We start from the raw sequence: 23,738 nt of genomic DNA on the forward strand, positions 1-23,738 counted from the left end.
TATTAGAGTCCCCCGTGTTTCAATATGTTTTGTTGCTGAGCAGGGCTTAATTTCCAACCACTCACAAAATTTCCAGCGGAGTCCGTCATCACGTTTAGCCGACTGGAGGGATCAAGAAAGTGCTTGACCGGCTGATTGTGATACGTTCCCGAAATTTCTTTGACTCCTGGGCTGTTTACATGCTGATGAATCGCACGGCTGAATTTTGCAGCGTTAGCTTTGCTATAGTTGCCGCTTACTCCAAAATCGGACGCATGCTTAAATTTTGCTTGGAGCTGTCTTCCAGTGCGCAGGATCACCTTATTGGCACTCTCAGCTGCCTGAGTACCGCTACTGCCCAAGAAGCGTTTACTGATGGCGCTTTTGACAGAGGAAGCGTGTTTGCTGGCCCATTTGGTGAGGCGGCTGGCTTGGTTGGTGATGAACGTGGTGGCTTTGGGGGCGTAGCGGCCTGTTACTTTGCCGATGCCCGATAGCATGCGCGAGGGTCCGGCGACGGGGCCTGCTGGGCCCGTGCCAACGGTCATGCGAATGCCTTCGGCGGTTTCATGGGCGAGGTCTTCTGCAAAGTCGATGAATTTGTTGCGCGGTTGATTTCCACCTGGTGTAGGGCCAGGCTGCAAGCCGTCGGGATCAGTCATGCCGATGGGCTCGCCGAGCGCATAGCTGTAGGGGCTGAGCCGTTCGGGCTGCGTCATGACGCTCTCGGGAGTAAGAACGGCGACTGGGTCGGGTGTGATAAAGCTACTCAGCTCGGGCCGGTAGGGGCGTGCTTTGAAGTCGGCTAGCGCTGCGCCTTTGTCATACTCGTTGCCGGCAAAGCGAAATGGGTCAGCGCTACTCTCTTCCAGGCCCCGCACACTGCCATACGCGTTGTAAGCGTAGCGCGCGAGCACTTCTCCTTCAGCATCAGCGCGCACCACGGGGCTGCCGTGCAAATCGTTGAGGTAGAGCTCGGCCGGTGCGGGCCATTCGGTGATGAGCACGCCATCGTGCGGGTTAAAGTCATCGCCGCCACAGCTCAGCAGCACACCCACAAGCGCTAGCGCTCCGAGCGCAAAGCTTCGCCGTTTGAGCACACTGAAGACGACCGAAGCAAGCAAGCCAAGCAATGCAAGCACCCAAAGCCATGGCGCGCTTGGCACCGAGGGCCCTAGGGGTGTTGATGGTGCTGCAGCCGACGGTTGCGCTAAACCTGCTTGTGGCACAGCATCAAGGCGTATCGCGCGCTTGTCATCGAGCTCGACATAGCGAATGATCTTTCCTTCGCGCACTTCAACATCGGGCGAGGGATAACGCACTTCTGTTTCACCATCAGCACTGCTTGTGCGTTTGATGACTCGGCGATCATCGTAGCCATACTGGTAGGTCTCGGTGATCTGCGCGCCGTTTTCATCTGCGCGCACGACTTTGGCGATACGGCCTTTGGCGTCCCATTCTAACGCACGCGCGCCATCTTCAAGCAAGCGGCCTGCGGCATCGTACTTCAAAGTCTCATCGGCAAACTTGGTGACGCGATCAGGGCCGTTTGAATCCGTGTATTCATAGTCAACTTGCGCGGCAAGATCAGCGCGATCCGAAGTCACCGAAAGCAGATTGGACATCACATCGTAACTAAAGGTGGTGCTTCCGAGCCGGTTTTGCTCTGATGCCAAGCGATAACGCGCATCGTATCCATATGTCGCGCTGAGATTGAGCGCATCGCTAAGCTCGCGGGCATCGATTTCTTCAATCACGCGTGAGCTTGGGTCAAGCTCAAACCGCAAATCAAGCAGCGTGGAGCCACCGGATTGCGAAAGCATATGTGTCAAACGCTGCCGCGAGTCGTACTCGCGCATGCTCTGCACGCCATTGCCGTATTGAGCTTCTTGCAAGCTGCCCCATGCGCTCCAGCTCACGTTGTTGATGAGGCCAGTGATGCTCTGGGTGAGGCCGCGTGCATCATAATTTGTCTCAAAGTAAGTCTTATTGGGGTAGCCGCGGCGTTTGAGGCGGTCTTGTGAGTCGTATTCCGACCAGTTTGCATGCTCAGAGCCATCGCTCCAGCGGCGCACTTCATCCGTAGCCCGTCCACGCGCATCGTAGCCAAAGTGCACTTCACCCACTTCATCTTCAAGCCACGAGAGCTGACCTTGGGTGTGGCGCATCCACGAAAAACGCTCCGAGCGCTCATCGTAATGATAACGCACCGAAAGGCGCTCCTCGCCATCTTTTGCGCGGTGCCACTCCTCGAGCGCTCTTCCGCGCGCATCGTAGACATAACGCACTTGGTTGCCTTCTGGATCAAGCCTGCTCAAGAGCGCACCAGGCACATCATAAGAAAACTCCCAGCTTCCAGCATTGGGGTCTTCGAGTTTCGTGCGCTGCAAAAGGCCGTTGTATGTGTAGCGCCGCACGCTGCCTCGCGCATCGCTGAGCGTGATGAGTTTATCGGCTGCGTTGTAGCTGTAAGTTGTCACAGCATCGTCTTCATCGCTTTCTTGCAAGTGCTGAATGAGGCGACCGAGGCCATCGGTGATATCACTCCGGCGGCGCCCGTTTTCATCGAAGCTATCGGTGCGCAACGGTGCGTAGCTAAAGGATCGCGTTGCGCCATCGGGCTCTGCTTCACGGATGGGGCGGCCAAGCGCATCGTAGCTTAGTTCAACACCGCTCTGGGTAAGATCTGCTTCGCGGTAATCGGCATTGCTGGCAAAGAGTGGGCGCTGCGCGAAGGAAGCCAGACCGCGCGGACCAAAGCGTTTGATTTCACTGCCGGCCCATGAACCATCTCCGGCTTCTTCGAAGATGCCGCGCTTGCGGCCGAGGCCATCGATATGGGTAATCGACGTTTCGACCTCGTCTGAATCGCTGTCTTTGGCAAGTCGTTCGCGAATGACAGAAGTCGGTGCGCCAAGCGTGTACTCATAGCTTTTGGTGGGGTGCTCCTCGCTATCGTGCGGCTCGATGATGCTGATGAGGCGCCCGAGCGCATCGTGCTCAAAACGTGTGCTCTGATCATTCGGGTCTATGAATGAAAGCATGGTGCCAAACGCTGCATCGTAGCTAGCGGCAAAGTTCAGCGTGTATGAGCCATCGACATCAAGCCGCTCCTCGGTAACAAAGGTGCCGCTTTCATCGTAGGCAAAGTCGCTGCGGCCACCGCGGCCATCGATTTGCGCAATGATATTTCCGTGCTCATCATGCTCGTTGACTTCCACATCGACAAACTCATCGCCCGAGCGCCAGCTGGTTTTTCGGCTCACAGCTCCCCGCTCGATTTGCCCCAACGGCAGTCCTTCGAAGGCGGAGCCATCGTAGTAGTGGCGGGTTTCGGTGATGCGCTGGCCTGATCCGTCGCTCACTCGCTCGCTTGAGGGCGCGCTTAGAATCCAGCGTTCGGTGTTTTGAGCAAAAGTGCGGGTCGTGATGCGCTCGTCACCGCCCGCAAGCAGGTCATCTCCCAGGGTGATGCCCCACTCTGCTTGTTTGGTGACGTTGCCATAGTCGTCGTACTCGAAGGTTTTCCGCGTGGTGACTGGTGTATCACCAAGCTCAATCACCGTGGTGTCGCTTTGCTCGAGATATGCAAAACGCAAGGGACGCTGCGCATCGGCAGAGTCGAACAACTGCAACCCATAGGTGTTTTGCACGTGATCAAAGGTTCCGCCGTCTGCGTTTTGCCTGATCACACTCAGCGGCAAGCCTTTGAAGGCTATTTCAGTCTCGCCGACATCAAAAGTGCTGATGGTATGAAGCGTGGGCTGGGGCCCATCGCCCACGTCGATGCGCTGCGCATAAGCAAAGCCACGAAACTCCCGCTCGTAGGGGTCAAAGTAGCCATCGGCATAGTAAAAACGCGAGTGTTGAACGGAGCCAAGGCTGTCATCGACCCACATCTCGGAGAGCAGCATTTGACCAATGGGCGAGCGTTTGCTCCAATCGAGGGTGTGTTCATTCGCCCACGCGCGCATGACGCCGATGCCCGCATAGCTCATGCGCGTGATTTGCCCCAAACCATTGTCAATGCGTACCAACAGGCCAGGCTTTCCCTGCTCGAGCACATCGACGTAAGTCCATGCTTCATCGACGGGCGCGCTGCGATCAAGCCAGACCACATCGGTGCTTCCGTTGGCGTTGATGTCAAACAACCTGACTTGAATCGATTCACTCGAGCCCGGTGTGTTTTCGATGCGCACCACATCGCTGAGCGAAGCAGAAGCAAGGTTTAGATAAAGCAGAACATGCGCAGCATTCACAACGACAAGGTCTGCAAGGCCGTTACCGTCGATATCACTCAGATGTGAGCGAGAGAGCTCGCCTTCTGAAAGAGCGGGCGCCCCTGAGATCGGCACGGCAGCAGCAAAACGTCCTGAGCCTTGTGCAGGGAAATAGCGCAAAGAACCCGAGCGCAGCTGCGCAATGTCTTGCAGGCCATCGCCGTTCATGTCAGCAAGACGCAATCCATCGCCATCAAAGGTAAGCACTTGGCCTGATTCAAGCTGCCCGAGATTTTGCACGGCAGAAAACGTGCCATCCCCTTGGTTGATCGCCACGCGCACATCACCAGAGCTCGCTTCGATATGCAGCCAGTCCACGCGCCGGTCGTGGTTGAGATCAACAAACTTCACATTCGGATCGCTTGGCGCGGGACTAAGGTTGGGACTGAGCACCACCGCGGCGCCGAAACCGGTGCTCCCGCCGGGATAATAACGCAAACCATCGCTGCTGCTTGAGAGGCGCGCGAGCACATCCGGGGCGCCATCGCCGTTGACATCGGCGAGTTGTGTGTCGGGATTATCGAGCCACGTGGATGCTGAATCGATGTTTTGCCATTCGCCGAACCCAGTGCCATCAAGATTCGGCCGCAAGCGGTATTGCCCGCCATCAAGCGATGCATCCATTTGCACGACATCCGGCAAAGCATCGCCGTTGACATCGGCAATCTCAACGCTTGCGCCAAGCTCGCGTGTGGGGCCGTTAAGCATTTGTTTTGGCGCGATGGCCGGGTCAAACTCGGCGTAACTCAAGCTAAGCGCTGGCAGCGTGGTTTCACCATCTTTGCCAGTGAGCTCAACTTTGACCAAGCGGGAAAGGCCGGTGCCAAGCTCGTAGCCGAGGTCATACTGGCGCACCATCTCACCTGCGTGCAGCACCTCGATGCGTGTCAGGCGCTTTGTGGTGCGCACAGCAAAAGTGGATAGATAGCTCGTGAGCGCATCGGGGCGCTCTTCGTAAGAGAAGCGCACTTCGTTGATGCTGCCTTCGACGTGAAGATTGTAACGAATTGAAGTGAGATAAGGACGCTCGCCTGCGGGTTTATCGTAGCTGTACTCGATGCGATGCCCAAAAGTGTCTTCTTGCGCCGTCAAAGCGTACGAAAAGTCTTTTGTACCATCCTGCACCACGCTGCTCGCAGAGCCATCAAACTCGAAGATGACACCAGAGGAGTTGGTGAACACAAAACCATCGCCCGAGCGCCGGCCGCGCGCAAAGGCGCCTTCGATTTCAAAACGATAGCTGCCATCAGGCATCTGCACGAGCTCTTCTGAGCCTTTGCCGCCCATGCCGCTAAGCACCCAGCGGTCCTCGGTCGTGTAAGTCGGCAGGCGCCGGTCGGTGCTACGCTTGACCGTCGGGGTAGCCAAAGACCAGCCAAGGCCAAGTACGTCGTAGCCGGTGCCTGAGCTATACTGAAGCTTCACCGTCGGCTCAAAATCAGCCACACCGGGCGGCACATCCACATCGATCTCATACGTACTTGAGCCTGCTTGAAGCTGTGGCTCAAAGGCTTCCCCCAAGCCTTCGATGGAGCCAGGGCCAGAGGGAAGACTCATTACCGCCGGACGCACACCCGAGCGGTCTTGCGCACTTGCGCTCAAGCAAAGCGCCCATACGCTAAACCCCAACACTAACACATGCAAGCATTTAGACCTCATGTGCCTTAGAGCTCACAACTGGGTGCAAATGAGCCTGTGTAGTCCGACAATGTAATCGCTTCACGTTTGAGCTCGAAGATGATGTCCTCAAGCCGTGACAGATCCAGGTCATCGTTTTGTGGGGCCTGTTCTGCTGGTGGAAAACTAATCACCCAATCCGAGGCCGCCACCGAGCGTCCAAAGAATTGGGTGTCAATGTCATCTCGATAGGTGTTTACGCCCGCATCGATTTCTGCTTCGCGCGGCGCAAGCTCATAGCTGTATACAATGTCTTCGACCACACTGTCTGGTGATTCGCAGCTTCGCACAAAGCTTACGCCTTTTTGCACTAACCTTACGATAGCTTGGTCGTCACCAAGGCCATCGCCGATGAGTTTCACCCGCACACCTGTCACAAAGTCGTTACACAGCCCAGTGCTAAAGGCACCGTTGTTGAGCGAAAGGCTTGTGGCAAAAGGAAGATTGACGGTTCCATCATCCTCGATTTGGTTTGGCTTGAAGAGTAAGCGCTGAAACTGTTCGCGCGCTGAAATCTCTCGGCCGGTTTGCGGATCTTTAATGCTGCCGCGAATCTTCAAGATATCTTCTTTGAGGCTTAGCTCAAGTGTTTTGGCCTGCGGCGCGCCATAGACCAATCCTACATCCTCAGCTTGGCGTTTTAGACATCCAAAAAAATCCAATATTTCGCTAGCATTAAAGGCAGAAATCAACTCGGTATAGATGCCAGGCAAGGAGGTATTAACCTCATACTCAAAGGCTTTGGCGGCATCAAATACTGCTTCGCGCGCGCGCTCCCGAGCAGCCATGGCAAGCACCACTTTTTCATCGCGCAGCATGCGCAAGGTGGGATCGTTGAGCCCGCCGAAACGCTCGCCGTTAAGATGAGCCCGGATTCTGTCATACTGCTGCGCCGTAAACTGCGCTTGATTGGAGAGATCTTGAGCGTGCACAAGTTGCGCTGAGTAATCGAGTGCGGCTTGCGTCTGCTCAATGCGCAGTTCGGTGATGCCGATCGCAAGCTCTTTCATTTGGGTCATGCCATTGATGTACTCAACTTTATAATCTCCCTCGAGCAGGGCCATTTCTTTGGCAAGCTGCGCTTGCTCTTTTTGCGCTTCAAGACTGCTCACTTTCTTGTTCAAGAAAGGTTGCGCAACCCTCGGACCAGATGCAGCGATGATTCCAGGATTCGCTGTCACAATACCGTAGCCAAGTGTGATCGCATCACCCGCTATCCCTAGTAAATCGCCCCAAAAGCTGGAAGTATTCTGATCTTCGGTAATGTTAACGATCTCCTCGTTTTGTGAATTCACAAACTGCAAGTTTTCCTGACGAATTCCGTGAACTTGACTGAGCCTTGAGACTTGCGCGCGGATGCGTTGTCGCTGCGCGCGCGTGCGCTGTTCGGCCAAACGAATGCCCGTCTGACTCTGCTCTACACCAATGGCCGCTTGGCGCAATGCTCCACCCGAACTGCCGCATTTTTCAACATCGGGAGAGCTGGCAGAGCCACCGCACACTTCAAGCAGCTGACTTTGAAAACTACTTTGAGCCTCGATCAACCTGTCCTCGAGTGTAAACTCCTTCGTAGCCACTTCCATTACGTAGTCACGCGCTTCTCTTTCCTTGGCATCAGCCTCCAGCACGCGTTCCTCTGCCCTACTTATGAGTTGCGCAAGATTGGTGGGCCCTTTGTCTTGAGCCTGCCGTACATCGTAAATGAAAGGAACGTAGCTCGGGTCTTTTCCGAACACGCTATCGGGCTGCTCCAAAAGCTGCACATATAGTCGCCCAGCATCAGAAAACGATTCGTCTAGCTCGAAAAGATGTGGCAGCTCACTGGCTTCTTGTTTTTTGGCCATGTGCGATAACACCGCCGCTAATGGAAACCGTTGCAAATGATCCTTGTTCATACTGCTGCGGAGCTCCGCAACATACGCAAGAGGATCCACTTGCTTCCAACGCGTTTGCAATGCCAGTTCGAGATAATATTTTTGAGCATCCCAACGACGGCTCAGCAGAGTAGCCATGTTGCGGATATGCTTGTAGTCCGTAGCACTGGCATCTTCAGGCCTTAGTTTCATCATCACCGGCAAAAAAGCATTTGAACTCCAGAAAAAATTAACTGGGTAACCCATATAAACGCGAGCTTCATCAAGCATATCCATCAACGTTGTTCGTACACTGTCACCGGTGCTTTCAAACTCGGCGCGATAGCTTTCCACAATTCTTTCCTGAACCGCGACAGTCGCAGCCTGAACAGCTCCGTCGATGGCCTCCACCAACATCCGCGCACCATCAGTTTCAGACTCCGTTCCCCAAAACTCTATGCTCAGCTGTCCTGCGCAATGCGTTTTTCCGAAAGACCAACACGTCCCCGGGTTCTCCGGCACATGTGATTCATCTTGACATTGTTTTCCCAGGTTCGAAAAGGTAAGCTCTATCGCAGTTGAATCCGCATTGAAGGCTTTTTCGGGGCTCTCGGCATCGTTGACTACACTCTCGGCACACAACAGCAAGGTCTGATTGCTCGCAGTACAGCTGCTTAGACCAGTGAGACTTTCAGCCCACTCGTAACAAGACGTAGTCGTGTTACCATTTGAAAACTCGTAATCATAGTCAATCGCATCAAACGAATCCGACGATGCTTCCCCGAGTTCCGGCAAATCTGTATCCGTTTCCCTCACTACAAAAATAGTTGCAGACAGATCAAAACCTGATCGCAAAATACCGTGCCAACTCTCGATCAACTCTCCCTGGAGTATACCCGCCTGGGTGCTCGATAAAGAGAAGTTCACTGACCGTGCGATTGTTCGGAAGTACAGACTACGAAGAAAATCTGCATCGAGTTCGTTAGGATCGATCACCTGCCCAAAGCTCGCTCCAAGATTTCCATTACCATCAATCGTTACCGAAGCTCCCGGCCAGCCGCCATCCTCTTTTTCCATGTAGCCAAACGAGTAGTTTGGATCGATGTACAGGTCGTAGTTGCCATCATCCTTTTGTTTAACAGCAAAACGAATCGGCATTTGACCTAGCCCTGGATCCTCGTAGGCGACTACGCCGCGATACATGCCTTCCAAATTATTCTGCACCACAGCTGGCACCAGAGCATCACCACCATAGGAGTAAACGGACACAAAACCCTGCGCTGTTCCGCTGCCCGCCGCTTCGCGGTCCACCTCAAGGGTGATCTCTTTTTCGCCTTTAAAATCCGCAAGCCGATCTTCATCGGCGATTTTGATCCAAGGCACATCGTTCGAAATCCGATAGCGCAAAGAAACATCTGGGTTATCTGATTTCAGCGTGAGTGTGACGGTGTCACGATCGTTTCCAAAATCGAGCAGCTCTTGCTCAACCGACAAGGTTACAGCACGTTCTGTTTCAATCGGCACATCATTGGAATCACCAGAGCCTGAGCAACGCCCGCGCTCTGAGCACGAATCGCCACCGGAGCAACTTTTTTTAGAGCTGCAAGCTTGGTAGCAAATGCCGAGTTCGCAATAAGAGCCGTTTGGACAATCAGCCGAAAGCTCACAGGCTGGCGCATCGGTCAGCCCAAAATCAACCGGGTCAGGTCCGTCACTGCCACACCCAATTAACCAAGCGAAAAAGAATACCGACCCTAAAACCAGCTTTTGACGATCCATCCACAACTCCGTTTTCATCCGCGCCCGCGTCGAAACGCATAAAGCCTATGCTCCGTTATCGGGCTTTGAGCACCATTGTTGCCAGAAATTTACCTAGTTTCACCGTAAAAATTTGCAAGCAACGTAATTTCAACACCTTAGTAAGCGAAATGGATGTATCCATCCATGCCGAACTAGCTATTTCAAGCAAAAAAGAAAACAAGCCTCACAGTCCCCGTAAAAGTATTAGGTCCAAGATCCGCCGGCCTTCCAGATCTTCAGACTTTTCGTGCCAGAGTGAATGTCTTTGGCGATGGGCACTAGAAATGCTCGGAGCATCGGAGTTGCTTCAGATAGTGAACTGGGCGCGTCGTTGACCTGTATGCGTTTTACAAAAGCAGCCCATTTCTTTTTTGTGTCTTCGTTATTTACAAACTCCGAGCTCAACCCTACAGGGTCGAGGTCAATTTTCGTCCCTCGATGCGCGAAAGTTTTGCGTACAGCATCGGACAATAATGAGCCGTCAAAATTGAAAGTTCGAGCCAACAGCCATAGGTCGAAAAAATCTTTCATCCTGCTGTTGATTTCGCCCAACTGGACCATGGCTTCAAATTTTTCTGCGACGACAGTTTCTTTTGGATACATTTTTAGAGTCGGAGCTGACATTTGTAGAAGTGTTGGGTACGCATTGAACGACGGCTTAGGGGTGATCACATCGCTAAACCCGATGTCTACCTGCACAGGAATTCTAGAACGGCTAAGAAAGCCAGCAAAGGTCACGCGCACCCCTTCGTAGCGCGCGTCTTCTTTGATGCGCCCGGCCCGAACTTCCTCGGAGGGAAATTGCAGACCATCAGGTTCTACATCAGTGTCACAAATGCCTTTGAAAACATCACGAACAGCATCCAGCGAGTTACTCGCAAAACCCAATAGATCAATGTCACGCGTAGGCCTTGTGATGGGTGCATTCCACACGTGGAGCAATAGCGCTCCTTTGAGCACGAAAGTATCGCCATACTTTGACTTCGCTAAGCGGTACAAGAATCGTTCAAGCCCGTAGAACTGAAGAAGTTCTTGAAAAGGTCTACCCTTGGCTCGAGCTTCGTTCAGGAGCTTGGCGTGAACAGAAGCCGCCATGTTCTTTACATTCTTGGCGCTCATTGTAGAGCCTCTAGGTAGGGTCTCAGCACGTTGGTCACACGACAAATTTTTGCATAGCGCTGTAGTGCACCCAGGTCACGGCCCGGTTTGATATACCAGTTTCGAAGTGCCTCCACAGCCACATCGCTTCCAATCTTTCCGCGAAACTTAAAAGCATCGGTAATAGATTTTTCAGCAGTGTACATCTTTACTTTGGCTCCATCGATAGAGTGCTCGACTATCCCTGCGTCGAACGTTTTCTTAGAAAGCCACCATAGGCGCACAGGTGGGTAGTCGACCCGGGGAGCTTCGCGATCCATACGGATAGCAACGTCAACGACGTGGGGCACCTGCGTAGTAAGTTCGTAATAGGCGAGCGCGGAAGTGAGACAAATGATTCCGTGAGGAATGCGTCTAGCACAAGTCACGAGGTCTGGGTTCCCTAGCGGTTCAAGATCCGTAAGGCGATACAGCCCTCGGGACATGCGTTCTATGATTCCGGCATCACGCATAGCGTAAAGAGTATATCGGCTGATGCCACGCTCGATTGCCTCGGCCATTCGAAGCATTCCGCCCTGCCCTTCAAACACTGCACGAGCCTCTTTAAAAGGTTGATCCACACCAGACATAATACCTGTAGATATTAATAAGTACAGGTAATTTGTCTGATTCGGAATGGCTCAACGCATTTAGATCTATTGTAATTGTTTTGTTTTTTCCACATCCGCATGAAGTCATTCCGGGAATCGAACCCCCACACCCAAATAAATTGTGGGGTACATCTGGGGGTACTTTTTGATCGCGGTTACGCGGAGCGGCCTTGTTTTAGCCACGCGGTGAAACGGTGTGACTCCCAGCGCCTCCACTATGTTTTGAGCAAAGCTCAAAACCAGTTTATTGCTGTTCGTCGTCAGACCTGAACTTTTGCAACTCCGTGGACTTACGTCCACTCCGCCATGCAAAAGTTCACATAAGTCCGACTCCCAGCGGCTTCACTAAATATTTTCACACTAAAAGGTGCGCTTTTTTGAACTGCACAGATATCATCAAGGAAACCATCCGGGTTTTTGAAACCTGTCTGGCTCGTGCCAGCAGCTCTTCGGACCGATCGTTACTTCAAAGGCACATCCTCGCTTTGAACCAAATAATGGAGTCCCTAGATCAACACGGTTCAATGAAGTATCAAATCTCCAGTTTTGAAAAACTGCTATCGGATCCATGGATGGACGATCGTAATATGTTCGAAACGGTTTACTACGCATGGGAAAACTTTAAAATTGCATATCAAGCGTTTATTGGCGGCATGACAGTAAACGAACGTCTTCACTACACTGGGCTGACAGCCGAATTCGAAAAGAAAAAAAACAAACTGGAATCAAGAACTATTTTGAGAGAAGTCTTTATTTCTGATGACGATATCGAAAAGATACTAAGTTCTGATTCTGCCGTTAATTCCTAAGGAATGTGCCAACGCATTTTTTGAGGAAGGATTAACTCTTGGCGAAGTCAGTCATTTTGTTTGGCGTATACGCAATGCGCATATCTCCGAAACAAAGTTTCCCTAAACATTAGCGGTCAATCAGTCCACGAATTTCCTAAAAAAAACGCGTTGGCACTTTCCGCGGAAGTTCATCTGCGAAATGCCTTCTGCAAAACGTTCTTTGAGATCCGTCCTTCAGCACGATGTTGTAATCAAGCGAAGGAACAAAATGATTGATGCGGCAGTAGACGGGAAGGCTTGGCATATTGGCATATGATTTTTTGTTGCTCCGATGTCTCTCATGCTTCGCTAGATTTACACGAAACGCTTCTAGAAGAGTGAAGAGGTCATCTAGGCTTTGTTTTTGCTCTAACATGACTTCATACTGCTCAGATTTAGCTGCAACTTTTTCCGCATTAATACTCTTTGATAGAAGTATTTGATTTCGACTATTCTCCCTTCCAATCTCCATTCCCTTGCTTTTTCTCCGAGTTGTTTAGCTTTATACAACTCATCGAATTCGCGAACGCGTTGTCGCCATGTACGCAGAATTTCATACAACGCGAAAATCCACATTTACGTAAAAGCTGCAAATTCGGAGGTTTCAAAGGGTGTTTTCTCTTCGTTCGCAAGTGCTGCGGCTACTTCGTACTCCATTCTCGTGATACGCATATCTGTAAGCGACAAATAGTGGCCTTGCATCGATAAATTAAGGTCATCGAAGAATATCAAACTCTGGAATTTCTCGTTTAGCTCGTTAACGTCCAGATCGATCGAAGGTCTTCTGTCTAAAGCATTCGAAGTCATAAATTCACCAAGCAATAGTAAGAATAGGCCAGCACTTCTACAAATCTTGTGCGTATAGGTTCGTAGGAGTGTCCCGGACGATGGAATAGACGAGCAAGTGGCGGACTCACTCAGACCTTCGCCGTGGATCTCGGAATCGAGAAAATTGCACCCAAGGAGTCAGACAAAATGTCGGCACTTATTGATAAGTACAGGTAATTTGTCTGGAAGGCATTCTTCTAATATGATACTAAATGTATGTCATAACAATTTTTAGTCAACATTACGTATCATGCCAAAACCTGACCACGACATCGTTACAAGTAAGGTGGAGAAGCTGCTCAGGCTTGCTCGGAAGGGGCCCGTTCGCGCGAGTGACCTAGATAGCGCCGATATTCCAAGGGCTTATCTTCGGAGACTTTGTGACCAAGGGATTCTGGAACAGGTAGATCGGGGACTGTATCGGCTAGCAGATGCACCTGTCAGCGAGATGGGCTCACTTGTGGAAGTGGCTAAGCGAGTGCCCGAGGCGCGAATCTGTCTAATAAGTGCACTGCAAATGCATGGACTTGGATCCCAGCTCCCTCATGCAGTTTGGATCATGATCGGTAGGCAAGCACGCATACCAAGGATTTCATACCCCAAGATTGAAATCGTTTGGGCGAGCGGCGCCGCTTTTGAGCATGGCGTAGAGGTTAGGGAGATCGAGGGGGTGGACGTTCGAATCACCACCCCCGCAAAAACGGTCGCCGATTGTTTTCGCTATCGTCGGCATGTAGGACTCGAAGTGGCACTTGAAGCGCTGCGGGATTATCTGAAGGAGTATCGTGGCGGTATAGATGATCTTGTGGCAGCAGCAAAGGCGGACCGAGTGTATCGTGTGATGCAACCTTATATGGAAGCACTGGTATGAAGGAAGGGCGTGAACCCAATATTAGCGCATCGGTGCGCACTCGATTGCTGCGGCTTGCTCGGGAGCGAGGGACTGACTTTCAGCTCCTACTGACACGCTACGCCAACGAGCGCTTCTTGTATCGTCTGTCGGCATCGGAATTCGGTTCGCGCTTTGTTTTGAAGGGAGCGACGCTATTTACTCTGTGGACCGGCGCGCCCATAGAGCTACCCGTGATGTTGACCTACTCGGTTTCGGCGAGCCGAGCGAAGAGCACATACGCACGATATTTGAAGCACTGCTGACCCTGGACGTGCCCGATGACGGCGTGAAATTTGATATCGATACGCTGAGCGTCGGACCGATCCGAGAGGACCAAGCGTATGGCGGTCTACGAGCTGTTTTTGTAGCCCGAATCACGTCCGCAAAAATAGAACTCCAGGTCGATATCGGATTTGGGGATGCGATTACGCCCGAACCAGAAGTATTGCCCTACCCAGGGCTACTCGATTTCCCGGCTCCACAGCTGCGTGTATATCCGCGAGAGACAGTGGTTGCAGAAAAACTTGAAGCCATGGTGCAGCTCGGTATGACGAACAGTCGCATGAAAGACTTTTATGACGTCATGCTCCTTGCGCGTGATTTTGATTTTGACGGCGAGTCCCTCGTGGAAGCCATTCGTGCCACCTTCGAACGCCGCAAGACACCTCTTCCTGAAAAGCTACCCGTGGCGATAAGACCAGAATTTACCGAGGATTCAATGAAGTTGGCGCAGTGGCAGGGGTTCAAGCGCAAAGCAGACATCCAAGACGCCGACAGTCTTGAGTCTGTAGTGCGTGCCGTAGCTGATTTTGCTTCGCAACCATTGCTCCAGGCTCATTCCGGGAGAACCTTTGGTCGTTCATGGCGAGCCGGTGGTCCATGGACATCGGAAGACACGTAGAGTCCTCAAACTTTATATTTGTGCAGTTTCAGCGACACGAAAGCAAAGCCAAACTTTACATTTCTGTAGGGATCCCAACACAAAATTAAAGGCGGACGGTTGGTGATTGGCAAGAACGCGAAACTAAACTCTCGCGCGCGCGAGGCTTCATCGGAGTCTCAAGCTGTCTCCACAATGTCTCCAAAATTGAGGTTGATTTGAGTGATGGACTTGCCCAGAAAAAGTGGAGAGACGTTCCCGCGGGAACGCCTTCGCGTCATGAACCGCTAACGGTTGTATTAGCCGGTCAAATCCTGATCTAAAATCGGATCAAATCCACCATATATCATTCGCTGTCCATCAAAAGGCATGTCCATGTCTTTCATCTTTGCATCTTCCATCATCTTTTTCATGCCTTCATTGCGCACAGCCTTTGAAGGCCATTCTATCCAACTAAACATGACCACTTCGTCTTCTTTGCTTTTTACGGCCCCGTAAAAATCAGTAACTTTGCCTTTTGGCACATCGTCGCCCCAACCTTCTACGATACGACTTGCGCCATACTCTTTAAACATGTGTGCCGCTTTTTTTGCCGCCTCTAAGTATTTTTCTTTGTTTGCTTTTGGTACTGGAATCAAATAGCCATCAATATACATTGCCACCTCCCCTTTCGATCTAGTTTGCGACAGCGGCATCCAAGGCCGCAATGTCGATTTTCGACATGGTCATCATCGCCTCAAAGGCGCGTTTTGCTTCAGCGGCATCGGAACTCGTAGTCAGCTCGAGCAGCCGCCTTGGCGTGATTTGCCATGAAAATCCCCAACGGTCTTTACACCAACCGCATTCGCTCGCTGCACCGCCATTGCCAATGATGACGTTCCAGTAGCGGTCAGTCTCTTCCTGATTCTCAGTAATGACCATAAAACTGACAGCCTGATTGGGCGTGAAATTCGGACCGCCATTGAGGCCGACGAAACTACGGCCAAGTACGGTGAACTCCACTGGTGTTAATCACCATCACCAACAATTCGGGCGGCGGACAGCCCGTGAGCATGGCCTGCTTACGGAAGACTGAGGAGATTTGCTCGCGTCATGGTGTACCGCTGTTTCTTGATGCCTGCCGCTTTGCCGAAAACGCCTGGTTCATTAAACAACGCGAAGCAGGGTACGCCGATAAATCGGTCAGTGAGATCACGCGCGAGATGGCCGCGTGTGCTGACGGCATGACGATGTCGGCAAAAAAAGATGGCTTGGCCAACATCGGTGGTTGGCTCGCACTCAAAGACGATGCATTGGCGGATAAGTGCCGCACCCTATTGGTGATCACGGAAGGCTTTCCCACCTACGGAGGTTTGGCGGGCCGGGACCTGGAAGCCATCGCTCAGGGTTTGCATGAAGTGGTGGATCACGACTATTTGCGCTACCGCGTGCGCTCAAGTGAGTACCTTGGGGAGAAACTGCGGGAGTTGGGGATCCCCATCATGGTTCCGGTCGGCGGGCATGCTGTCTACATTGATGCTCGGGCCATGCTACCGCACATTGCGCCGTTAGCTTATCCGGGTCAGGCTCTTGCACTCGAGCTCTACCGCGAAGGCGGTGTGCGCAGTTGCGAAATCGGCACGGTGATGTTTGGACGACAGCCCGACGGCAGCGAGATACCCGCAGCCATGGATCTGGTGCGCCTAGCTATCCCGCGGCGCGTCTACACCCAAAGCCACATCGACTACGTGGTCGAAGTCGCTGAGCGCGTCTCGCAGCGCCGCAGCTCTCTTCTGGGCCTGCGAATCACCCACGAGCCTCCCGCCCTGCGCCATTTCACCGCAACGTTTGCGTATGCAAGCGACGAATGAAGAGGTGTCGCGATCGGGTTTGCAACATTTCGATGTTACATCAGTGATTCGCCGTGAGCAGGTCCCCAAGAATTTTGGGACAGTCCCCTTAAGGCTGGGAGTATACCTGGCCAGCTAGGGACCCCAACCCACTTCTCGTGATTGCTCGAAGCGCTTTTCGATACGCGCGATACCTTGGATTCACTAGGCATCATTTTTTGGCTATTCTCCACAATATGAAAAATTGCCCGTTGGATCTTCCTGGGACTTGCAGAGAGTTCCACCGCCACAACGTAGGGCGCGCCATTTACGATCCTCCAAGGGTTCATACGGCAAAGCGAAGCCTTCTGATCCATGATGAGGTGCAATACACTTGAAAACGAGTTCCGGGTGCTCCGGATTGCAAATATCGCGACCGATCGGAACATCACCAAAACCTGAACCAATACAACTATCAGGAATAGTTGCGGTATCGATGGGGTCCGCATTCTGAGCAAAATACTCACGTAACAAAGAAGGAGAATCTTGGTACCAAGCATCGCCAGAGAGCGATTCAACAAGCCGCAAGTGTTGTTCTCCTCCATAGATTTTATCTCGCTTGCCATAGAGAGGTGCTAGACACCATTTGCTCATGCTAAGGTCAATACGTTCTCCGGTGTCCGGGTCGATATCGCCGGGAAACATAATACAGCCTGTTTTATTTACATGATCGAGCCCTAACAAGTGACCTAGCTCATGTGCTGCATACATTGCGACTTGCCTAGCAAATTTATCAAAAGACGGGTCCTCATCTTTCAGAGACGGGGCATTGAATTCCATATAACCTCGTGCTTCGAGCAGGGCGTTGAAATAGACCCAACCGACATGGGATGCATGGATATGGTCGAAATCAACCGGTGCTATACCAGCATCGAAGCGGTCCCAATTGTAATGGCAACCTGAATCGTCACAACTCATCTGGCCTGAGGCAGAGACTGAGTTATCAAAAACCAGCGTTGTGTAGGGACCCTGCTGTGGTCGACTCAAGGTTACGAGCACCGAGCCGTTGTGGAGCGGAGCTAGAATGTCCCGTAGGTTGTTTCCTATCTTCTCTGGTAAGTCTGGGACCGGTAATATCAAATTCGGATCGCCCAACTCTATCGTCGCCGTAGGATCATACAGGAACTCAAAGTTCTCGGAGTCTGAGAAATAAGGATTGATCACCTGAGAAATATTGCGTTGAGAGTTATCAACTAGTCCGTAGTGATAGGTGCCAGGCCCGAAATCCAGAAATACCACATAAACGTTTGGAAAAACCGATGCTGATTGGTGATCATTATCGATGGTCGCCTCCATGTTGCAACCTAAGACCGAAAGGACCGCCAAGAATGCGACTCCCGCAATTTTCCCTGAGTTAAAACGAAATATATCCATGTTGCTATACCAAAACGGTTCTTAAAACAAGCAAGAATAATGCCACTGCAGCTACAAGTGATAGCATTGCCAGGGCTATCGCTTCTATAACTTTGACAAAACAGTGACTTAGATGATCGTGAAGAAACCTCCAGCAGCCCAAAGGGCTGCACAACGCAGGAGGTTTTTATGAAAGCAAGAGCACAAAAACCCCAATGCAGGTCAGTTAAGGCCCCAGTTGGCGATGTTGACCTCAAGACAAGGGTAACAAAGTTGCCTCACGACATCGGTAACACTTTTTGTTTTTTGGGTGGGTAGTTTCGTGTATGTGCTCGGAATCCTTTGGGACTTAGGGTGCCGACGAGCACTTTGCCGAAGTAGATGTTGCAAAGACGCTGTCGATACAAGAGGGGTGATCAAATTGGGGACATACTTTGATCTAAATAGCAGAATGATCGCATATGTTTACATGTACGAGCACGGAACCTTCGGGAAGAGGTGTCGCGATCGGGTTTGCAACATTTCGAGGTTACATCAGTGATTCGCCGTGAGCAGGTCCCCAAGCAGAAGATTGTCTCGGTTCACAGAGCGGTAAAACCGTGCTAGACGCCAGGACCCCCGAACTACCCGGCCACCCAAGGATACAGCCATGAACTCTTCTCTATTCGCACTATGTTTATCCTTCATCCTCTGCGCCAGCGCGTGTGCAGACAGCGGCGATGACACAGAATCGCAGGAACCGGGTATCGACTATTGCAGCAATCTTAACGAGCTCTGCGCCAGCTGCGACGTCCCGTCAAACAACGCTGCTTGCCAAGAGCTCGCCGATGCGGATGACGCAACCGCCTGTGAAATGCAGTACGAAGCCTTCTTGAAAGCCTGTTATCCGACCTCCCTAGCTTGCGAAGAGCTGCAATTAAAGTGCAACGACTGTACCGTAGAAAACGAGAAAGCGAATTGTGAAGCAGCGGCCAACTCACGCTACGCGACCGCAGAGCTCTGCACGAGCTTCGATATCACGAACTACGGAAGTTGCCCGCAACCTTAACAGCATCGTCACGCAGATAACATCCGGCTACGCCAGCATCTTGCAACAATAAGCCGGCCAGCTCGTTGCATGTGTGCAACTGCAAATCCAGAGTCCCGGAACTCAAAAACCACTAGCATAAACGTGACAACTGCAGCGTGCGACATGTGGGGTAGCTGGAGTCGATGGATGTTGTCCGCGCAGATTACTCGTAGCGCTTGCAAAATGGGCAAAATCATTCATCCTTATTCAAGAGTTGTGAGCGCTCTCAAACGGTGTAGCGCGCGCGAAACGAAGGGTGGTCATGTTGCAATATCGTCGTTATTTAGTTTTGTTAGTCGCGGGGTTAGTTGCTTCGCTCATGGTTAGCGGTTGTTCGGGAACTTCCGACAGCAACAGTGCCTCAAACAGCCAGGAATCACCCGACGGGGGCGATGCGTCCACAAACACAAGCGACGGAAGTTTAGGGTACGCGAATCTGACGCCAGAGCAGCAGGCGGCGCTCGATGCGTGCGAGCAAGCGACTGGCGAAAGAACGTTTGAAAATTGTCCACCACAGATTCTGTGCTCCAGTCTCGATCCGACCGCCACGGTCCCGGTCCAGTTGACCTTTGACCCATTGCAAGACGAATGCCCCTGGTCCACTACCGGCGGGCAAGCTGCGGACGGAAACGGTCCAAAGCTTAACGAGTTTATTCGTGCTCGCGTTGAGCAGGTTCAGGATATCTCGCAGCACCTCGAAGTACCTGAGGGAGAAATCGCCGTGTTTTGCCGTATCAATATCTCAATTGTAAAACTCAACGACCAGTTTAAATACGACGATGATCTCATTTTGGTCTTTGGTGGGAGCAGTGCAGATTCCGGAGCAGACGGAGGCGTCATGCTGATGACCAAGAACAAGATGATTAGTGAAATCACACCCACTGCCGTGGCCGAGTTCGAATCAACTTCGTGGCCTTTGTACTCATGGGACGATGTGTATGACCTAAACCTTGCCAACGGGGCTCCAAATAACGAGCTCGCTTCGCCGATGTGCTTTGGGCACGGTGATACAACACCGCTGGATGATCAAGGCAATCCTCTTGCGTGTCAGCTTCCAGACACCGACGTGAACGGCGAAAACGCCATCGATTTAACCAACGCAACAGCCGAGGCCATTGGCATTCGTGCCGCGCTCAATGGCAACTACAATCTGTCAGTCGTGATTACGGGGGATAACGACAGCTCGAGCGACTGCAAACACCAAGGCTTCATTGCCAATCTTGATGTTGGCTATATCAGTCTCCCTCAAGCCGAAGTAGAGAAAATCAAACCCGACGACGTCTTTTAGGGTAAAGCCTTAATTTGCGGGGACGGTTCATTGGATTTCGCGTTTGCTATGCAAGTGCATAAGAAGAGCTTCAGCAACTACTGATCTAGCTACCCTGGGCACCAAGACTGTCCGAACCGGCAACATTGCTAGCAGCTTTAGGTTAGGTGATGACTGCAGGGGTGAGGTTTGGGTTACAGTGGGTTGGCACTCTTTGGCACAACAGGTACCGAAAACATCTGAATTTAATGAAGTTTTCTGTGGCACAGTGTTTGCAAATACCCTGTTTATGACAAACCGTATTACTTTATCCATTGTTTTCGGGTTCAGTTTACTCGCCTTGCTAGCTCACAGCTACAGCTACTCAAGCCATGCCAAGGCTTGTTCGGTGGCGGCCGGGCCCAATTCCGAGCTTGCTTTAGCGCTCGATCGCTTGGCCGATTCCCTTGAACAAGACTTTGCCGACGTACCACTTGAAATAAGCCGAGAAGGGGTGCTTGCCTTTGGCCTTGACCCTTCAACCGACGGATACACCACCGGTGTATTCGAAAAAGAAACCGAAGCCTTGGGGTTTGCGCAAGAGGTGGACTGGTTTTCTATTTTAGTTTTGGACCCTGAAGGAAATATAGTCTTGGGAAAAAGTGAATATCGGTCTGAAGTTAGAGCCGTGGTGTGGCGCGCGAATACCGAGCTCTTACCAGACACGCTTTATGATGTATCGCTAAATATTCTGTACACAACCAATGGGGAAAGTGCTTCGGGCAGCGTGAACAGACAGGTTGAGTTTCAACTAAAAAGCGCAAGCGACTATACGCCAGAACCTAGGCCCATTCAGACTCTCGCATTAAGCATCGAAGCGCAAAAGAAGGTGCTTGAGTCGGTGTGTTGCGACACAAGCCAGCCTTCACCAAGAGATCCCTATAACTGCGTGGGGCTCACTGAGACGGTGACACGCTGTTGGGCGACCCAGAGCACGGCCATTCCATTGGTACGCGTTCAATGGGATACGGTCGAGCAAGACCTAAACCGCTTTTACTATGCATATCGCATCACCTCCGATGCATCCGAGCCTGCTTTCCCAGATTTGTTGTCTAGCAGAGATATGGTTGAGACTCGAATGGATGCGATTGCATTTCAGGAAATATCGAAGGAGTACTGTCTTGCGATTGAAACTTACAGTTTAATTGATGGGACGCTTGCAACATCCCAAACTCTTTGCGTCGATCACGATCCAAGCATTGAAGCAAAAGAATTTCCGGCGCAGCACCCGGATTTCTCGTCATGTTTTCCTTATTATGAAGATTCCAAGGAAGCACTGACCGAGGACGAAAGACTTCGTCTCGACCCGAACGCACAACTGGACCCCTCCCATGAAGGGTGCAGCCTCAAGTCATCCTCGCCGCCGCGGATCGCTTGGTTGTTTGTAATAGGCGTATTCCTCTGGAGAAGGCGCCGAGCCCGGCAGAGTTTCCAATAAAACGGAGTTACAAAAAGGCCGACAAAAAAAGCCTAGCCGGCCTTCCGTGCTGCCTTATTCCGCCAAGGGTGCTGCAGCAATCTGCGTCCTATAGTTACGGCAGGGCTCCTGGCCAAACTTTTGAAGATCCTTGTCGCCTCGGAACTCAAGTGTGAAGTTAATCTCAGTGGGTGCCACTTTGCGGTTGTCTTCTTCCGTACAAGCTGCGCTCAGATAAAATTCGCGAGAAATGATGTCGGTACAGTCAATCACGGCTTTCGATTTGTCGCTCGATGACCACTCTTCAGCAAAGCATCGCAATTGCGGCGCTTGGTCGTTCGCACACGTCATATTGATAGACCAGAGCAACGGTTGATCAATTTCTTGTTCGTAAATCTTGCCCGCTCCGAAGGCATTTCCGCGTATGTAAAGAGAGCTGTTCAAACTACCATCTGCTTCGCCATTCTTAAAAACACGACCCCAGTTCTCATAGGGCCGCATGGTGTATCGTACCGTTTGGCCTTTGTTGCGAAAGACTCCGTAGTGATCGACATTCAGATTCGTTGGAGAGAAAACCTTGAGGTAGTCGCTTTCGGTGACAGTGTCGGGATCATTGGTTTCAGGCACAAAGCACAGCCGGGGCGGTTCGGCGTTTATACTGTCGACAAGCCTCACTTCTTGTGAAACATAAGATTCAAGCCAATCTTTTGTTTCCTGTGAGTCTAAACGGCTAGAAAAATTTTCCGCACCGTTGATGCCAGAGTGAACTCCCAGCACAAGACTATTAAAACCGTTGGTACTCAGATCGGGTCCACCTGAATCTCCCGGACAAGTCCCAGCAAGAGGAACCGGGTAACCCAATTCATCAAATTCCGCATCAACGGTTGAGAAATAATAATCCTCCGAAGAAACCGCTTTTGTCCACGATAGCTTCTCAGTATAGGTCGTTCGCACAAAACGCTTTTCTCCAAAATCGGAATCACCAAGTGCCTTGCAACCATATCCTGCCTGCAAAACCGTAGTGTTCTCCGCGTTTGCAGTAGAAATAGCATAGATCTCACCTGGAATTTCTTGTTCCACAGTGACAAGGGCTAAATCAGACCAACCCTCCTCAAGAAGAGTGTCATAATCGCACGGGTCAGTGCAGTGTTCGACAAACCCAGGATGATAGTCGATACGCTCAACGGCAACATAGAAACGCATACGGTCTTCCCAAGGGTAGATGCCACGACCAAGAAAAAGCACCTCTCCTTCAAGCTTATTACTTACAGCAAGTTGAGTTTTGTTATACTCGTAGCCGCTTTCGTCAACGCTAGGAATATAATTTATCTCGGACACGCAATGCGCCGCGGTCAAGATATGTCGTGGACCCACCATGGTTGCCGAGCAATGGTTGTTAAAATTAATCACACCTTGTAGTTCGTCGTAGAGCGGAGTGGTGCCATTAATGATGGCGGAACCTTCTTCGGAAAGGCTCTCGGACTGAGCTAGGCCTTGGCAAGCACCTAGCAAACTAGAACCCAGAGCAACTACTAGAAAAAAGAGATTTCCTGGCAAATATAAGCGCATAGACATGAACCATGAACCCGATACTGCCAACGTGCAACACGAAATCCAGTCGCCATAAAATCCGCGGACACCGGTAGTAATACACTTTGCATCACCTTCGTGCTGTATCATCCCAGCAACAGACGGAGCCAAAATAAGTGCTGCCCGTCTATTTTTGACGACCGAATGGCGTCTTTTGGTCATGTTGAATTATCACATTGTGCCAGAGTTGTTTTGGCCGTTTCTTCTCCAGGGTACCGAATTAGACAGTTGGCAAGATCAAGTTTTCAACAGCACTGTGGGCTTCATGTTCCTGAATACCCGGGTGCTGGGCGCGTCTATCCCCGGCCACATCGGCGTTGAAGAGCTAAACGCGCAATAAAAAGGCCCCAAGTTCACTTGGCAGGTGG

The 23,738-nt window shown here is 51.5% G+C and carries 17 protein-coding genes; 8 read left to right on the plus strand and 9 right to left on the minus strand.

Annotated features, from left to right (window positions below):
- Positions 1 to 2: 2 nt before the first annotated feature.
- The 4 genes from IPJ88_15365 to IPJ88_15380 all read right to left on the minus strand — a co-directional run bounded on the left by IPJ88_15365 (position 3) and on the right by IPJ88_15380 (position 11,316).
- Positions 3 to 5,918, minus strand: a complete 5,916-nt coding sequence (locus tag IPJ88_15365; GenBank protein QQR89555.1) for a VCBS repeat-containing protein — start codon at positions 5,916 to 5,918, stop codon at positions 3 to 5.
- Between the two features lie 5 nt (positions 5,919 to 5,923).
- Positions 5,924 to 9,568 (minus strand): hypothetical protein, encoded by a 3,645-nt coding sequence (locus IPJ88_15370; protein QQR89556.1) that lies wholly within the window; start codon positions 9,566 to 9,568, stop codon positions 5,924 to 5,926.
- A 225-nt stretch (positions 9,569 to 9,793) separates the two neighbouring features.
- Positions 9,794 to 10,708, minus strand: a complete 915-nt coding sequence (locus IPJ88_15375) for a nucleotidyl transferase AbiEii/AbiGii toxin family protein (protein QQR89557.1) — start codon at positions 10,706 to 10,708, stop codon at positions 9,794 to 9,796.
- On the minus strand, positions 10,705 to 11,316 hold the full coding sequence (locus tag IPJ88_15380; GenBank protein ID QQR89558.1) for a type IV toxin-antitoxin system AbiEi family antitoxin domain-containing protein: 612 nt from the start codon (positions 11,314 to 11,316) through the stop codon (positions 10,705 to 10,707). The genes IPJ88_15375 and IPJ88_15380 overlap by 4 nt, the downstream gene beginning before the upstream one ends.
- Positions 11,317 to 11,714: 398 nt before the next feature.
- On the opposite strand from IPJ88_15380, the gene IPJ88_15385 reads away from it, so the two are divergent.
- A complete protein-coding gene (locus tag IPJ88_15385; GenBank protein ID QQR89559.1) occupies positions 11,715 to 12,146 on the plus strand; it encodes a hypothetical protein in 432 nt (143 codons plus the stop codon).
- A gap of 597 nt (positions 12,147 to 12,743) precedes the next feature.
- Here IPJ88_15385 and IPJ88_15390 read toward each other — a convergent pair.
- A complete protein-coding gene (locus tag IPJ88_15390; protein ID QQR89560.1) occupies positions 12,744 to 12,974 on the minus strand; it encodes a hypothetical protein in 231 nt (76 codons plus the stop codon).
- A 271-nt stretch (positions 12,975 to 13,245) separates the two neighbouring features.
- Here IPJ88_15390 and IPJ88_15395 point away from each other — a divergent pair, with 271 nt between their 5' ends.
- Both IPJ88_15395 and IPJ88_15400 read left to right on the plus strand, forming a co-directional pair.
- Entirely contained in the window at positions 13,246 to 13,866 is a 621-nt protein-coding gene (locus IPJ88_15395) for a type IV toxin-antitoxin system AbiEi family antitoxin domain-containing protein (protein QQR89561.1), read from the plus strand.
- Positions 13,867 to 14,050: 184 nt separating this feature from the next.
- Positions 14,051 to 14,788: a nucleotidyl transferase AbiEii/AbiGii toxin family protein gene (locus IPJ88_15400; protein ID QQR89562.1), complete on the plus strand. Its 738-nt coding sequence runs from the start codon at positions 14,051 to 14,053 to the stop codon at positions 14,786 to 14,788.
- 278 nt (positions 14,789 to 15,066) lie between these two features.
- Here the strand turns inward: IPJ88_15400 and IPJ88_15405 are convergent, their stop codons facing one another.
- Both IPJ88_15405 and IPJ88_15410 read right to left on the minus strand, forming a co-directional pair.
- Positions 15,067 to 15,423 (minus strand): DUF1428 domain-containing protein, encoded by a 357-nt coding sequence (locus IPJ88_15405; protein QQR89563.1) that lies wholly within the window; start codon positions 15,421 to 15,423, stop codon positions 15,067 to 15,069.
- A gap of 19 nt (positions 15,424 to 15,442) precedes the next feature.
- Positions 15,443 to 15,769, minus strand: coding sequence for a VOC family protein (locus IPJ88_15410; protein QQR89564.1), 327 nt, complete (start codon positions 15,767 to 15,769; stop codon positions 15,443 to 15,445).
- On the opposite strand from IPJ88_15410, the gene IPJ88_15415 reads away from it, so the two are divergent.
- The gene (locus IPJ88_15415; protein ID QQR92057.1) at positions 15,769 to 16,617 is read left to right on the plus strand and encodes a tryptophanase; all 849 of its coding nucleotides are present in this window, start codon (positions 15,769 to 15,771) and stop codon (positions 16,615 to 16,617) included. The genes IPJ88_15410 and IPJ88_15415 overlap by 1 nt on opposite strands.
- Before the next feature lie 201 nt (positions 16,618 to 16,818).
- Here the strand turns inward: IPJ88_15415 and IPJ88_15420 are convergent, their stop codons facing one another.
- A complete protein-coding gene (locus IPJ88_15420; protein QQR89565.1) occupies positions 16,819 to 18,009 on the minus strand; it encodes a matrixin family metalloprotease in 1,191 nt (396 codons plus the stop codon).
- A gap of 628 nt (positions 18,010 to 18,637) precedes the next feature.
- Between IPJ88_15420 and IPJ88_15425 the strand changes: the two genes are divergently transcribed.
- The 3 genes from IPJ88_15425 (at position 18,638) to IPJ88_15435 (ending at position 21,801) form a co-directional block, all read left to right on the plus strand.
- Entirely contained in the window at positions 18,638 to 19,036 is a 399-nt protein-coding gene (locus tag IPJ88_15425) for a hypothetical protein (GenBank protein QQR89566.1), read from the plus strand.
- 283 nt (positions 19,037 to 19,319) lie between these two features.
- A complete protein-coding gene (locus IPJ88_15430) occupies positions 19,320 to 20,345 on the plus strand; it encodes a hypothetical protein (GenBank protein QQR89567.1) in 1,026 nt (341 codons plus the stop codon).
- 268 nt (positions 20,346 to 20,613) lie between these two features.
- Positions 20,614 to 21,801, plus strand: coding sequence for a hypothetical protein (locus IPJ88_15435; protein QQR89568.1), 1,188 nt, complete (start codon positions 20,614 to 20,616; stop codon positions 21,799 to 21,801).
- A 54-nt stretch (positions 21,802 to 21,855) separates the two neighbouring features.
- Here IPJ88_15435 and IPJ88_15440 read toward each other — a convergent pair whose 3' ends face one another.
- The gene (locus IPJ88_15440) at positions 21,856 to 23,532 is read right to left on the minus strand and encodes a trypsin-like serine protease (protein ID QQR89569.1); all 1,677 of its coding nucleotides are present in this window, start codon (positions 23,530 to 23,532) and stop codon (positions 21,856 to 21,858) included.
- Here IPJ88_15440 and IPJ88_15445 point away from each other — a divergent pair.
- The gene (locus tag IPJ88_15445) at positions 23,531 to 23,710 is read left to right on the plus strand and encodes a DUF2071 domain-containing protein (protein ID QQR89570.1); all 180 of its coding nucleotides are present in this window, start codon (positions 23,531 to 23,533) and stop codon (positions 23,708 to 23,710) included. The genes IPJ88_15440 and IPJ88_15445 overlap by 2 nt on opposite strands.
- Positions 23,711 to 23,738: the final 28 nt, after the last annotated feature.

The sequence above is a fragment of the Myxococcales bacterium genome, from assembly GCA_016699535.1.
Lineage (GTDB): Bacteria > Myxococcota_A > Polyangia > Polyangiales.